Consider the following 12,486-nt stretch of genomic DNA (forward strand, 5'->3'; position numbering starts at 1 on the left):
CATGAGCACCGCGGACGCCGGCGCCGCGCTGGCCGACGACCTGTTCGGGCCGCCGCCGGGGGGTTCCGGATCCAGTTCCGGTTACGGCTCCGGCTCCGGCTCCGGCCCCACGGCGGGGCCCGCCGACGAGGACCGCCCGATCCGCATCATCCCCGGGGTGTCGCGCGGCGACCGCGTCTTCCGGATCGTGTTCCGCGCCGCCGGGCTGTCGGTGTTCGCGATCATGGGGCTGATCGCGCTGTTCCTCCTCACGCGCGGGACGCAGGCGCTGCACGCCACCGGGTGGTCGTTCCTGACCGAGCAGCGGTGGCAGACTGCCACCCACCGGTTCGGCGTCGGCGCGGTGCTGCCGGACGGGATCATCATCGCGGTCATCGCGCTGCTGATCGCGGTGCCGGTGGCGCTGTCCGCGGCCGTGTTCATCGCCGAGTACGCGCCCGCAGGGCTCCGCCGGACGCTGGTCTCGCTGGTCGACCTGATGGCGGCCGTGCCCAGCATCGTCTACGGACTGTGGGGGCTGATCTTCCTCACGCCCCGGGTCATCGGCTTCGAGCGGTGGCTGTCCACGCATCTCGGCGGGGTGCTCCCGTTCCTGAGGGTGCGCAACGGCGAGATCGCCGCCTCGTACGCGCAGTCCGCGTTCATCGCCGGCGTCGTGGTGTCGCTGATGGTGATCCCGATCATCTGCTCGCTGTCCCGCGAGGTGTTCTCGCAGGCCCCGACCGGGGAGCGGGAAGGCGCGTACGCGCTGGGCGCCACGCGCTGGGGGATGGTGCGGACCGTCGTGCTGCCGTTCGGCAAGGGCGGGGTGATCGGCGCGGTGATGCTCGGCTTCGGCCGGGCGATGGGCGAGACCATCGCGGTGGCGCTGATCATCTCGCCGGTGTTCGCGGTCACCTCGCATCCGCTGCAGGCCGGCGGCAACTCCATCTCCTCGCTGATCGCGCTGCGCTATGGCGAGTCCGACAAGCTCGCGCTGTCGGCCCTGATGGCCGCCGGGCTCGTGCTGTTCACGATCACGCTGCTGGTCAACATGGCCGCGGCGGCGATCATCTCCCGTTCGCGCTCCGGCGCCGCGACCAATGAGTGAGGGGTCTCAGGGCGCCATGACGACTGTCGAATCCGCCGTGCCCGCCGCCGCTGCGGCTGCCGCCGCTCCTGGCACTGCTGCTGCTCCCGCTGCTGCTGCCATCGCCGCTCCCGGCGCCGCCGCCGCCGACCGGCCCGCCCCGGTCGGCGACGGCCCCGGCGCGGCCTACGTCGACGCCGGCAGCGGGCAGGTGCGGGTGCGCCCCGGCGCGCTCACCGCCGCCGACTACGCGACCCTGGCGGGCGCGGCCGTCGGCGCGGTCGGACTGGTCTGGCTGGTGTACGAGCGCCTCATGCCGTGGTCCGGCGCGCTGGGCTTCTGGCTGTGCTGGTACGCGGTCTACCTGGTCATGTACTGGGGCATCGCGCGCTGTCAGTGGGAGGCCCGGCACGTCCGCGAGAAGCTCGCCACGGCCCTGTTCACCGGGGCCGGGATCTTCATCCTGGTGGTGCTCGTCGACCAGGTCGCCTACGTGGCCTGGCGGGGCGAGAAGGTCATCGTCCACGGCAACTTCCTGACCTCCGACATGCAGAGCACCGGCCCGCTGGACCCGTTGACCTCCGGCGGCTGCCTGCACGCGATCGTCGGCTCGCTGGAACAGCTGGGTCTGGCGACGCTGTTCGCGGTGCCGCTGGGCATCTCCGCCGCGGTGTTCATGTCCGAGGTCGGCGGCCGGCTGGCGCGGCCGGTGCGGACCGTGGTCGAGGCGATGACGGCGCTGCCGTCGATCGTCGCGGGCCTGTTCATCCTCGGCTCGGTGATCCTGACCCTGGGCTACGACCGCAGCGGGTTCGCCGCGTCGCTGGCGCTGACCGTGATGATGATGCCGATCGTCACCCGGGCCTCGGAGGTGGTGATCCGCGTCGTGCCGAACACCTTGCGCGAGGCCTCCTACGCGCTCGGCGCGAGCCAGTGGCGCACGGTGTGGAACGTGGTCCTGCCGACCGCGCGCTCCGGCCTGACCACCGCGATCCTGCTCGGCATGGCCCGGGCGGTCGGGGAGACCTCGCCGGTCCTGCTCACCGCCGGGTTCACCTCCGGGATGAACGCCAACGCCTTCAGCGGCCAGCAGGTCAGTCTGCCGCTCTACGTCTGGAACTACGTCCGCTATCCCCAAGAGGACATGAAGATCCGCGCGTTCGGCGCCGCGCTGACGCTGATGGCGATCGTCATGATCCTGTTCGTCGCCGCGCGCGTGGCCGGCGGCCGCCGGCCGGGCGAGCTGTCGCGCCGCCGCCAGCGGCAGATGGCCCGTGACCGGGTCCGGGCCGCCGCGAACCCCGCCGCCTCCCACGCCCCGCGCGTGCATCCCGCACCGATATCCACCGCCGCGGCTGTGGTCCATCCGAATCCGGAGCCTGTCTCGTGACCGTCAGAACCTTGAGAAGCCGAACAGCGGCCCGGCTCGCCGCGGCGCTGGCCGCGACCGTGGCCCTGGCCGCCGCGCTCACGCCGGCCCCGCCGGCGCGCGCGGCCACCGCGCTCAGCGGCTCCGGATCGTCCTGGAGCGGCCCGGCGCTGGACCAGTGGCGCCGGGACATCCTGCCGCAGGGCATCAACATCAACTTCGCGGCCAACGGCTCGGCGGCCGGCCGGACCGACTGGGAGAACGGGCTGGACGACTTCACCGCGTCCGACGTGCCGTTCCGGACCACGCCGGACCAGGGCGTGGGCTCCGGCGGGCACTCCAACGGCCAGGGCAACGTCGAGAACCCGACCTTCCGCTACTCCTACGTCCCGGTGACCGCCGGCGGCACGACCTTCATGTACAACCTGAAGATCGGCGGCAAGCAGGTCACCGACCTGCGCCTGTCCCCGGACGTGCTGGTCGGCATCTTCACCAACCAGATCACCATGTGGGACGACCCCCGGATCAAGGCGAACTACCCGGGGAACCTGCCGCACGAGCCGATCACCCCGGTGGTGCGCTCCGACGGCTCCGGCGCGACCGCGCAGTGGACCCGGTACATGGAGCACACGCACAAGGCGCAGTGGGACGCCTACTGCACCTCGATCAACGGCGTCTCCTGCGGCGACTACACCGAGTTCTTCCCGACACCGCAGACCAGCAACATGCACGCCGAGAACGGCTCGGACGTGGTGGCCGGCTTCATCATGTCCCCGCAGGGCGAGGGCGCGATCGGCTACGACGAGTACGCCTACGCCAAGCTGAACAACTGGCCGGTCGCCAAGGTCCTGAACCCGGCCGGCTACTACTCCGTCCCGACCGCGTCGAACGTCGCGATCGCGCTGACCGCGGCGAAGATCCGCGGCGTGGACGACAACACCTCGCCGGACGACCCTAACTACCTCCAGCAGAACCTCGACGCGGTCTACACGATGACCGATCCGCGGTCCTACCCGATCTCCAGCTACAGCTACATCATCGTGCCCCGGGACACCGGCTCACTGCCGCCCCTGCCCCGGGCGTCCGACGACCACGGCGCCGCGCTGTCCAAGTACGCGGCCTACATCCTGTGCGCGGGCCAGGCGGAGGCCGACCAACTCGGCTACTCGCCGGTCCCGCGCAACCTGGTGCGCGGCGGCATGCTCCAGGTCTCGCACATCCCCGGCCAGGCCTCCGGCGTGGATCCCAACACCCTGTCGAACTGCCCGAACCCGACCTTCAACGCCGCCGGCCAGCTGACGGTGCTGACCAACGCCCCGCAGCCGAGCCCGTGCGACAAGGCCGGCACGCCGCTGAACTGCACGGTCGGCGGCGGCACCGGCGGTGGTTCCGGTGGATCCGGCGGCGGCACCTCCGGCGGCTCGTCGGGCGGCAAGGGCGGCTCGACCGGCGGCCACAGCTCCACCGGCGGAACGTCGGGCGGCTCCGGCGGCTCCGGCGGCTCCGGCACGAACGGCGGGACCTCCGGCGGCACCGGCGGGACCACCGGCGGTGCCGTGGGCGGCACCACCGGCGGCGCGGCCGGCGGCACCGGCGGCGGAACCGGCGGGATCGACCCGCTCACCGGGCTGCCGACCGACGGCTCCGGCAGCGGCGGTGACAGCGGCGGATCCGTCGGCGGGGCCACGGCGGTGGTCGCGGACGTGCCACAGCACCGCGACCCCAAGCTGATGGCCGGACTCACCTCGCTGGAGCTGCTGGCGGTGGTGATCGTGCCGCCGATGCTCGGGAGCTTCCTGGTGCGGCGCCGCAAGCTCACGGCCGCGGGGAAGGACCGCACGCCGTGAGCGCGCCGACGGCGGACACTGCGGCTACTGCGGCTACTGCGGCTACTGCGGCAACCGGGGCGACCGGGGCGACCGGGGCGACCGAGGCGACCGGGGCGACCGAGGTGGCTGGGGGAGCCGGGGCTACCGGGGCGACCGCGCCAGTTGCGGCGCCGGATCCGGAGACCGGGGCACTGGCCGGGGCACTGGTCGGGGCGACGGCTGGGGCACCAGGCAATGCGCCGACCGCGCCGGAGCCGGGCACCGCGGTTCCGCAGCCTGCTGCGAAGGCGTCCTCGGCCGGAGCATCTCAGGCAGCGCAAGCGTTCGAGGCATCACAAGCAGCGCGGGCGGCCGCATTCCGCGCCGCACAGCGTGAGGGCCGGGGCCTGCGGACCGTGCGGATGGTCGGCATGGCCGCGAGCCTGACCGCCGCGCTCCTGCTGGGCTGGGCCGTTTACGCGTTCGGCTTTTCCAGGCTTCAGGAGCAGCACAGCCAGGCCGACCTCTACCGCACGCTGGCCGGCGAGCTCGGGCAGGCCACGGCGCCGGTCGGACCGGCCGCCGACGGTGCGCCGGTGGCCATCATGGACATCCCGGCGATCGGGCTGCACCAGACGGTCGTGGTGGAGGGGACCACCGGGTCCGATCTGGCGCGCGGCCCCGGGCATCTCCGCTACACGGTGCTGCCCGGACAGCCCGGTGTCAGTACTCTGCTGGGCCGCCGGGGGACCTTCGGCGCGCCGTTCGCGGAGCTGCCCCGGCTGCGCCTCGGCGACAAGATCAGCTTCACCACCGGACAGGGCACCTTCACCTACACGGTGAACGCGTTCGGCCAGGGCTCGAAGCCGGTCATGGACTCCTTCCCGAACCGGCTGGTGCTGGCCACCGGCGACTCGACCTGGATCCCGACCCGCGTGATCTATGTCGGTGCCCGCCTGGACGGCGCGCCCACCGATGCCTCCGGACAACGCGGAACCAAGACCGATCTGGACAAGCCGCTGTCCTCCGACACCGACGCCTGGCCCGCGCTCCAGCTGTGGGCGCTCGCGCTGGCCCTGGCGGTGGCCGCGACGGTCGTGCTGGCCGTGGCGGGGAACCGGCGCGCCGTCTACCTCTCGACGGCGCCGGTGCTGGCCGCGCTGCTGTGGTGCGTGTACGAGAACGCCACCGTCCTGCTGCCTAACCTCTACTGAACCTGGGACCACGATGACCGAGATAGACGAGTACGGCGGGGTGGCGACGGCCTCGGCCGCGGACGCCCCGACCCAGCAGCTGCCGACCGTTCCCGCCGACCCCGGCGCAAGCGCGGGCGCGGGCGCGGGCGGTATCGGCGGTCCCGGCACGGCCGCCGGCCGCTCGGGCCGCCTGGTCGGCCTGCAGACCCTGGACCTGTCCGCCTGGTTCGGCGACCACAAGGTGCTGGAACGCGTGTCGCTGACCATGGCGCCCGGCGAGGTGACGGCGCTGATCGGCCCGTCCGGCTGCGGCAAGTCGACGTATCTGCGGATCCTGAACCGCATGCACGAGATGGTGAAGTCGGCGCAGCTGGCCGGCCAGGTCCTGCTGGACGGCGACGACATCTACGCGCCCGGCCGCCGCCCGGCCGACGTCCGGGCCCGCGTCGGCATGGTGTTCCAGCGTCCGAACCCGTTCCCGGCCATGTCCATCTACGACAACGTCGTCAGCGGCCTGAAGCTGGCCGGCATCAAGGCCGCCAAGGGCCGCCGCGACGAACTGGTGGAGACCAGCCTGACCCAGGCCGGCCTGTGGGCCGAGGTCCGCAACCGGCTGCGCGCCCCCGGCGGCGCCCTGTCCGGCGGCCAGCAGCAGCGGCTGTGCATCGCTCGCTCGCTGGCCGTGGAACCGGACGTGCTGCTGATGGACGAGCCCTGCTCCGCCCTGGACCCGACATCCACCCGCCGCGTCGAGGAGACCATCGCCGACCTGCGCGGCCGCCTGACGATCGTGATCGTCACGCACAACATGCAGCAGGCCGCCCGGGTGTCGCAGAACTGCGCGTTCTTCCTGGCCACCCACGACACTCCCGGCCGGATCGTGGAGGCCGGCCCGACCCGGCAGCTGTTCGAAGACCCGCAGGACGAGCGGACCTCGGACTACGTGAACGGGCGCTTCGGGTAGGCCGGGCCCTAAACGGCTCTAGAACACCGACCACCCCGTCGCCGCGCTGAACCGGTCCAAGGCCTCCACCCCCGCCACCGAGTTCCCATGCTGGTCCAGCGCCGGCGACCACACGCACAGCGCCGCGCGCCCCGGCACGACCGCCACGATCCCGCCGCCGACCCCGCTCTTGCCGGGCAGCCCGACGCGGAACGCGAAGTCGCCCGCGGCGTCGTACGCTCCGCACGTCATCATCAGGGCATTGACGCGCTTGGCGCCGAGCACCGGCAGCAGCCGGGTGCCGTTGGTGCGGACTCCGTGGCGGGCCAGGAACAGCGCGGCCATCGCGGTCTCGGCACAGCTCATCGCGATCGAGCAATGGCGGAAGTAGTGCTCGGCGGTGACGTCGACGGGGTTCTCGATGTTGCCGTAGGCGGCCATGAAGTGCGCCAGCGCCAGGTTCAGGTCGCCGTGCTCGGCCTCGGAGGCGGCCACGGCGCCGTCGATGGTGACGGTGTGGTCGTCGGACTCGGTGCGCAGGAAGTCCAGGACCGTGCCTGCCGCGTCGCCGGTCTGGCTCTGCAGGATGTCGGTGACGACCAGGGCGCCGGCGTTGATGAAGGGGTTGCGCGGGATGCCGCGCTCGTACTCCAGCTGGATCAGGGAGTTGAAGGCGTTGCCGGAGGGCTCGACGCCGACCCGGCCGCGCAGCGCCCCGGCGTCGCCGGCCATCACCAGCGCCAGGGTGAACACCTTGGAGATGCTCTGCAGCGAGAAGCGCTCGCGGAAGTCGCCCACTCCGTAGAGGTGGCCGTCGACCGTGGCCAGGGCCATGCCGAAGCGGTCCGGGGGTACTTGGGCCAGCGCCGGGATGTAGTCCGCGACGCGTCCCTGGCCGACGTAGGGCGCCACCTCGTCGGCGATCCACTCCAGCAGCGCGTCGTAGGCGATGTCGTCCACCGAGACCGCCGCGCCTTCCTCATTCGCCATACGCATCCTTCATGAATCGGGTCGTGCCCCGGCCGGGCACGGGACACCATCCCATCCCGAGTGAGAAGGATCACGCCACCGGTGCTCTCCCTCGTTCCCCTACGAAAGTCGGACGTGCGCCGATCCGCAGCCGACCTACGCTGAAGGGGTGAAATCCCCGGCCTGGCTCCCGCGTGCCCGTGACATCGCGGTGATGTCGCTGGCCCTGCTGGAGGGGCTCGCGGACCTGTTCACGGACGCCTTCGAGCACCACGACCTGCCGATGGCGGTCCTGCAGACCTCGCTGGCGCTGGCCGGGACGGTGGCCCTGTGGTGGCGCCGGACGCACACCGAGCGCGTGACCGTGCTGTGCATGCCGCTGGCCGCGCTGGGCCAGGTGCAGGTCCCGCTGGCGATGATGCTGTTCGCGCTGGCGGTGAAGCGCCGCGACCGGGTGATGTGGACGCTGACCGCGTTCGCGGGCGGCGCGTTCCTGGCCCAGACCGCCATCGAGAAGCACGGCGACCTGACCTTCGGCGACGTGTTGGTGACCGTGCTGTGGGTGCTGGTCCTGGTCCTGTTCGGTGCCTACTTCGGTGCCCGGCACGACCGCCTGGTCGCTCTGCAGGAACGCGCCGAGCGGGCCGAGGCCGAGCAGGAGGCCCGGGCCGAGGCCGCGCGGATGGCCGAGCGCACCCGCATCGCGCGCGAGATGCACGACGTGCTGGCGCACCGGATATCGCTGATCGCGCTGCACGCCGGCGGCCTGGAGATCACCGAGCGCCCCGACCCGGACGCCGCGCGCCAGACCGCGGGCCTGATCCGGGAGACCGCGCGCTCGGCCCTGGAGGACCTGCGCGACGTGCTCGGCGTGCTGGCCAGCAGCGACACCTCGGCCCCGCTGGCGCCGCAGCCGCGCTTCGCGGACATCGCAGAGCTGGTCGAGCGCTCGGCCGCGGCCGGCGTCTCGGTGCGCCTGGTGCCGAACAGCAGCCTGGGCCTGGACGCCCCGGTGCCCGAGGCCGTGGGCCGCGCCGCCTACCGGGTGGTGCAGGAGGCGCTGACCAACATCCACAAGCACGCCGCCTCGGCCGCGACCACGGTCCGGCTGTCCGGGGCCCCGGACATCGGCCTGGAGGTGCGCGTGGAGAACCAGGCGCCGCGGGCGGTGGGCACCTCGCTGCCCGGCGCGGGCTCGGGCCTGGCGGGCCTGCGCGAGCGCGTCGAGGTGGCCGGCGGCTCCTTCGAGGCCGGCCCGACGCTGCGCGGCGGGTTCCTGGTCCTGGCCTGGCTGCCGTGGCCGCAGACCGACGCTAAGGACGCCGCCGAGTACGGCGTGATCATGTCCCGCACCGGCTCCGGACGGGAGGCGGACGCCGGCGACTCGGCCCAGACCGCGTGCGTGGCCGATGATGGGAAGGACCGCACCGGATCCGCCGGTCCGGCCGACCGCCGCCTGATCCCCTTCCCGGAGCCCGCTGCATGATCCGCATCCTGCTCGTCGACGACGAGAGCCTGGTCCGCGCGGGCCTGCGCACCATCCTGGAGTCCGCCGAGGACCTGCGGGTGGTGGCCGAGGCCGAGGACGGCTCGCAGGTGGTCGACGCACTTGCCGCGCACCGTCCCGACGTGGTCCTGATGGACGTCCGCATGCCCCGCGTGGACGGCCTGGAGGCGCTGCGCCGGGTGCAGGCCACCCCCGACCCGCCGCCGGTGGTCATGCTCACCACCTTCGACCTGGACGCGTACATCTTCGAGGCGCTGCGCCTGGGCGCCACCGGCTTCCTGCTCAAGGACACCCCGCCGCGCGACCTGATCTCGGCGATGCGCGTGGTGGCCCGGGGCGACGCGATGCTCTCCCCGCCGGTGACCAAGCGCCTGCTGGACCACTACACCGGCCTGCGGGTGGCCGACCGCGCCGAGCAGGCCGCGAAGCTGCTGGCCGAGCTGACGCCGCGGGAGCGCGACGTGCTGGCCGAGGTGGCGCGGGGCCTGTCGAACGCGCAGATCGGGCGCAGCCTGTACCTGAGCGAGGCGACGGTGAAGGCGCACGTCTCGCGGGTGATGGCCAAGCTCGGGGTGGCCAACCGGGTACAGGCGGCCTTGGTGGGACGCGACGCCGGGCTGCTCGACGAGTCCTGAGTTTTTCGCCGGCCTGGCAGAATTCGCCGACCTCGCTGATCCTGCCAGCCTTGTTCAGGGTGTCGGACCACCGGGTTAGGGTGAAAAACATGTCCACGACCACAGAGCGCGACGCCGTCGCCGATCAGCTCGAACCCTTCCGCCGGGAGCTGACCGCCTACTGCTACCGCATGCTGGGCTCCGCCTTCGAGGCCGAGGACGCGGTGCAGGAGACGCTGCTGCGCGCCTGGTCCAAGTTCGACGGGTTCCAGGGACGCTCGCAGCTGAGGACGTGGCTGTACCGCATCGCGACGAACGTGTGCCTGGACATGGCGCCGGCGGCGCAGCGGCGGGCCCGGCCGATGGACCTGTTCTCGCCGGGCTCGGCGACGGCGCCGAACCTGGCGCAGCTGGAGGAGAACATCTGGGTCGGCCCGGTCCCGGACGACCGCGTGCTGGCCGGGGACCCCGCCGAGGTGGCGGTCGGGCGCGAGAGCATCCGGCTGGCGTTCATAGCGGCGCTGCAGAAGCTCGCGCCGCGCCAGCGGGCGGTGCTGATCCTGCGCGAGGTGCTGGCATGGTCGGCGGCGGAGACCGCCGAGCTGCTGGACTCCACGGTGGCCTCGGTCAACAGCGCCCTGCAGCGCGCCCGGGCCACGCTCGCCGAGGAGAGCGCCGCGAGCGGGGACACCGCCAAGCCCCTGGACGAGGAGCAGCGCGAGTTCCTGGCCAAGTACGTGAAGGCCTTCGAGGCCTTCGACATCGACGGCCTGACCGCGCTGCTGCGCGCCGACGTCTCGCTCAACATGCCGCCCTACCAGCTGTGGCTTCAGGGCATCGAGGAGTTGCAGGCTTGGTGGAACGGCGCCGGGGGCGGCTGCCGGGGCTCGCGGCTGCTGCCGGTCGAGGCCAACGGCATGCCGGCGTTCGCGCAGTACCGGGCCGCCGAGGACGGGGACGGCTGGACGCCGTGGGCGATCATGGTCCTGGAGATCCGGGACGGGCGGCTGGCCGGCATCGGCAACTACCTGGACACCGAGCGGCTGTTCCCGCTGTTCGGTGTGCCGGCGCGGCTGCGGGCCGACGGTTCGGGGGAGTAGGGGCCGGACCGGCCTTCGCCGCCGCGAGCTCTGCCGCGCCGGGAGCTTTGCCACGCCACACCGCACCCCGCCCAGCCCCCGCCCGGCCCTGCCCGCAGCCCTGCCCGCCCCAGAGCCGGCATCAGCCCCCGGGCTCGGGCAAGGCCTCCGGCGGCGCCTCGCCGAGCACGAACACCTCGTCCAGCCCGGTCACCGCCAACAGCAGCCGCAGCCGCTCACCGACCCCGGTGAGCACCAGCTCGCACCCCCGCCGCCGGGCTTCGAGCCGCCGTCGCGCGAGCTGTTCCAGATCCGCCCTGGTCGGCCGTTCGATCGACGACACGTCGTAGCGCTCTATGGGTCCCACGCCACTACAGACCCGGTTCGCCGCCCCGATTCATCGATCCGGCGCAGAATTCCCGGCCGGCGGCGATGAGTCCGGCCCCGCCCCGCCGTCTGACCCTGTGAAGCGGCCTACGACCGCGACCCACGACCTCGACCTATGACCTCGACCTACGACCTCCAGGAGTCACCATCATGCGCACCATCACCGCGGGCCTGTTCTCCGCCGCCGACGGCGTCGTGGCCGAGCCGCAGGACTGGCACTTCCCCTACTTCTGCGACGAGCTCGGCGCGGCCGTCGGGGAGCTGGTCGGCGGCGCCGACACCCTGCTGTTCGGACGCACGACCTACGAGGGCTTCGCCGAGGCCTGGCCGGCCCGCGAGGCGGCCGGGCAGGACCTGGAGTTCGCCAAGGCCCTGGGCGACGCGCGCAAGATCGTCGTCTCGCACGAGCAGCTGGACTTCACCTGGCGCAACTCCGAGCAGGTGCCGGGCGACCTGCTGGACTTCGTCCGCGAGCTCAAGGCCGGCGACGGCGGTCCGGTCGCGGTGTCCGGCTCGGTCTCGGTGGTGCGCCAGCTGCTGCGTGCCGGACTCTTGGACGAGCTGCACCTGTTCGTCCACCCGATCGCCCTGGGCCGCGGCCTGCGGCTGTGGCAGGACGACCTCGACGAGCCGATCAAGCTGCGGCTGATCAAGTGCGACGTCTTCAAGTCCGGCACCCTGCACGTGGTGTACGGGCCGCAGGAGCAGTAGCGGCTCAGTAAGGACGCTCGCCGCCGTACGGGTCGTTCTCCTGCGGCGGCGTGATCTCCGTCGTCGCGCTCGCCGACTCGTAGCCGCCCGCGCCCGACGACCGCGACGAGTACGGCGACGACGGGCTGAACGAGTAGTCCGAATAGTCCTCGAGCGAGCTTGTCGGGTACTCCTGCGTCGTCCGGTCCCCCTCGTCGGCCTCGGTCGAGCCGTACACCAGCACGGCCGTGAACCCGACCAGCCAGCCCGCGAACAGCCCGAACGCCAGCCCCGTCCCGATCAGCGTGTAGTAGACGTCCCCGCGCTCGGCCTGTGCGTGCGCCATGCCGGCGATCGACGAACCCGCGATCAGCGCCACGGCCGCCGCCAGCCCGGTGACGAACCAGGAGCCCAGGAACAGCGACCAGCGGCCGCGCACGGCGCCGACGCCGCGGCAGACCAGCATCAGCAGCAGGAAGGTGAGGAAGACCGCGATCACCGGTGCGGCGAGCGTCCCGTAGAACAGCCGGCTCGGCTCGCCCGCCTCCTTGGTGGCCCGCCAGGCCAGCGCGCTCAGACCCCTGACCGGGGCGGCGATCCAGCTGTGGGTGATGTCGCCGCCTTGGGCGGAGCGGCCGTCGCGCCAATGGCCGGTCCACTGGTTGTCGAAGGCGGCGAGGAGCACCAAGAGCACCAGCGCTGCGAACCCCGCTATGGCCGCCCCGCGTCGCGCGGAGATGTTCTGAGTCATGCCAGGCGCCCCCTGTCAGTATCCGCTCCCTGACATTTTGTCTCCGGGAGCGCGGCGTTGGTAGCCCTTACCCGCCCCTCATCGGCGCTATCGTCTCCGGCGCT

At 72.6% G+C, this 12,486-nt stretch carries 12 protein-coding genes; 9 read left to right on the forward strand and 3 right to left on the reverse strand.

Features of this window, described 5'->3' with window-relative positions; translation table 11 throughout:
- The first annotated feature begins 1 nt into the window (after position 1).
- From pstC to ABIA35_RS36610, 5 genes are read left to right on the forward strand one after another with little or no spacing between them, the layout of a single operon-like run.
- Complete coding sequence (pstC, locus tag ABIA35_RS36590) at positions 2-1,090, forward strand: phosphate ABC transporter permease subunit PstC (RefSeq protein ID WP_370360981.1); 1,089 nt, start codon at positions 2-4, stop codon at positions 1,088-1,090.
- A gap of 16 nt (positions 1,091-1,106) precedes the next feature.
- Positions 1,107-2,459, forward strand: a complete 1,353-nt coding sequence (gene pstA / locus ABIA35_RS36595; protein ID WP_370338386.1) for a phosphate ABC transporter permease PstA — start codon at positions 1,107-1,109, stop codon at positions 2,457-2,459.
- Between the two features lie 11 nt (positions 2,460-2,470).
- Positions 2,471-4,285, forward strand: a complete 1,815-nt coding sequence (locus ABIA35_RS36600) for a substrate-binding domain-containing protein (RefSeq protein WP_370360982.1) — start codon at positions 2,471-2,473, stop codon at positions 4,283-4,285.
- The gene (locus ABIA35_RS36605) at positions 4,282-5,460 is read left to right on the forward strand and encodes a class E sortase (protein WP_370360983.1); all 1,179 of its coding nucleotides are present in this window, start codon (positions 4,282-4,284) and stop codon (positions 5,458-5,460) included. The genes ABIA35_RS36600 and ABIA35_RS36605 overlap by 4 nt, the downstream gene beginning before the upstream one ends.
- Positions 5,461-5,473: 13 nt before the next feature.
- On the forward strand, positions 5,474-6,406 hold the full coding sequence (locus ABIA35_RS36610; protein ID WP_370360984.1) for a phosphate ABC transporter ATP-binding protein: 933 nt from the start codon (positions 5,474-5,476) through the stop codon (positions 6,404-6,406).
- 18 nt (positions 6,407-6,424) lie between these two features.
- Here the strand turns inward: ABIA35_RS36610 and ABIA35_RS36615 are convergent, their stop codons facing one another.
- Positions 6,425-7,375: a glutaminase gene (locus tag ABIA35_RS36615; protein ID WP_370338394.1), complete on the reverse strand. Its 951-nt coding sequence runs from the start codon at positions 7,373-7,375 to the stop codon at positions 6,425-6,427.
- A gap of 148 nt (positions 7,376-7,523) precedes the next feature.
- Between ABIA35_RS36615 and ABIA35_RS36620 the strand changes: the two genes are divergently transcribed.
- The 3 genes from ABIA35_RS36620 (at position 7,524) to ABIA35_RS36630 (ending at position 10,575) form a co-directional block, all read left to right on the forward strand.
- Entirely contained in the window at positions 7,524-8,840 is a 1,317-nt protein-coding gene (locus tag ABIA35_RS36620; RefSeq protein WP_370360985.1) for a sensor histidine kinase, read from the forward strand.
- Positions 8,837-9,496 carry a response regulator gene (locus ABIA35_RS36625; RefSeq protein WP_370338398.1) on the forward strand — a complete coding sequence of 220 codons (660 nt, stop codon included), beginning with the start codon at positions 8,837-8,839 and terminating at the stop codon, positions 9,494-9,496. The genes ABIA35_RS36620 and ABIA35_RS36625 overlap by 4 nt, the downstream gene beginning before the upstream one ends.
- A gap of 80 nt (positions 9,497-9,576) precedes the next feature.
- Positions 9,577-10,575 carry a sigma-70 family RNA polymerase sigma factor gene (locus ABIA35_RS36630; protein ID WP_370338400.1) on the forward strand — a complete coding sequence of 333 codons (999 nt, stop codon included), beginning with the start codon at positions 9,577-9,579 and terminating at the stop codon, positions 10,573-10,575.
- A gap of 121 nt (positions 10,576-10,696) precedes the next feature.
- Here the strand turns inward: ABIA35_RS36630 and ABIA35_RS36635 are convergent, their stop codons facing one another.
- Positions 10,697-10,921, reverse strand: coding sequence for a hypothetical protein (locus tag ABIA35_RS36635; protein WP_370338402.1), 225 nt, complete (start codon positions 10,919-10,921; stop codon positions 10,697-10,699).
- A 170-nt stretch (positions 10,922-11,091) separates the two neighbouring features.
- Here ABIA35_RS36635 and ABIA35_RS36640 point away from each other — a divergent pair, with 170 nt between their 5' ends.
- Positions 11,092-11,652, forward strand: a complete 561-nt coding sequence (locus tag ABIA35_RS36640; protein WP_370360986.1) for a dihydrofolate reductase family protein — start codon at positions 11,092-11,094, stop codon at positions 11,650-11,652.
- A 4-nt stretch (positions 11,653-11,656) separates the two neighbouring features.
- Here ABIA35_RS36640 and ABIA35_RS36645 read toward each other — a convergent pair whose 3' ends face one another.
- The gene (locus ABIA35_RS36645) at positions 11,657-12,382 is read right to left on the reverse strand and encodes a hypothetical protein (RefSeq protein ID WP_370360987.1); all 726 of its coding nucleotides are present in this window, start codon (positions 12,380-12,382) and stop codon (positions 11,657-11,659) included.
- Positions 12,383-12,486: the final 104 nt, after the last annotated feature.

Origin of the sequence: Catenulispora sp. MAP12-49 (assembly GCF_041262705.1) — a bacterium.
Lineage (GTDB): Bacteria > Actinomycetota > Actinomycetes > Streptomycetales > Catenulisporaceae > Catenulispora.

Excerpts from the sequence above, each read along its gene's own strand:
- ABIA35_RS36610 (WP_370360984.1), top strand. The coding sequence starts at position 5,474 with ATGACCGAGATAGACGAGTACGGCGGGGTGGCGACGGCCTCGGCCGCG.
- pstA (WP_370338386.1), top strand. The coding sequence starts at position 1,107 with ATGACGACTGTCGAATCCGCCGTGCCCGCCGCCGCTGCGGCTGCCGCC.
- ABIA35_RS36625 (WP_370338398.1), top strand. The coding sequence starts at position 8,837 with ATGATCCGCATCCTGCTCGTCGACGACGAGAGCCTGGTCCGCGCGGGC.
- ABIA35_RS36645 (WP_370360987.1), bottom strand. The coding sequence starts at position 12,382 with ATGACTCAGAACATCTCCGCGCGACGCGGGGCGGCCATAGCGGGGTTC.
- pstC (WP_370360981.1), top strand. The coding sequence starts at position 2 with ATGAGCACCGCGGACGCCGGCGCCGCGCTGGCCGACGACCTGTTCGGG.
- ABIA35_RS36640 (WP_370360986.1), top strand. The coding sequence starts at position 11,092 with ATGCGCACCATCACCGCGGGCCTGTTCTCCGCCGCCGACGGCGTCGTG.
- ABIA35_RS36615 (WP_370338394.1), bottom strand. The coding sequence starts at position 7,375 with ATGGCGAATGAGGAAGGCGCGGCGGTCTCGGTGGACGACATCGCCTAC.